Consider the following 582-nt stretch of genomic DNA (forward strand, 5'->3'; position numbering starts at 1 on the left):
TACTTTTAGTAATCTGGAATATTTATTTCCAGATTACTAAAAGTAGTCGAATTTAAAAAGTAATTATCAGAAACATGTTAGCGAAATGCCTCTCCAACAATTAAATTAGTAATAGCAGATGAACCTTGTAAATGAAATATGAAAGTGTAACAGATAATAAAAATCTTTAAACGTAATCAAAGCTAATAGATTAACTCTCCGCACCCACTGAAATAAAGAATCATAACATAAATTGTAATTACTTTTACGGAAGTGAGCTGAAAATAATGTATTATTCATATTTTGCTTCTCAAACAGGTATGCGCCTAGCGTATGGTACATCAATAACGTTTAGCGGAGCACAAAGTACAGTTCAAGCTGTTCAACAAGCGTTACAAATGCAACAACAAATGCAAATGCAGCAACAAGGTATCCAGCCATATTATTCATCTATGGAATATTTTTATCCAGTGCATCAAATCACACCGTATGGAAGTTCTTTTCTTACTATCCCATATGGAACTGTATTTAATCTATAAATTTGAAAGTTTAATCAGTAGGGGCAGGTATTCCAAAGCAATTATTAGCCCTCACCAATCGGAC

At 32.5% G+C, this 582-nt stretch carries 1 protein-coding gene; it reads left to right on the plus strand.

The window, feature by feature from the left end; all coding sequences use genetic code 11:
- Positions 1–266: 266 nt before the first annotated feature.
- On the plus strand, positions 267–518 hold the full coding sequence (locus tag KI369_RS28140; protein ID WP_212958937.1) for a DUF3947 family protein: 252 nt from the start codon (positions 267–269) through the stop codon (positions 516–518).
- The last annotated feature ends 64 nt before the right edge of the window (positions 519–582 follow it).

Source organism: Bacillus sanguinis (assembly GCF_018332475.1).
Taxonomy (GTDB): domain Bacteria; phylum Bacillota; class Bacilli; order Bacillales; family Bacillaceae_G; genus Bacillus_A; species Bacillus_A sanguinis.

Bases quoted from the DNA above. Each gene is read 5' to 3' on its own strand.
- KI369_RS28140 (WP_212958937.1), top strand. From the start codon at position 267: ATGTATTATTCATATTTTGCTTCTCAAACAGGTATGCGCCTAGCGTAT.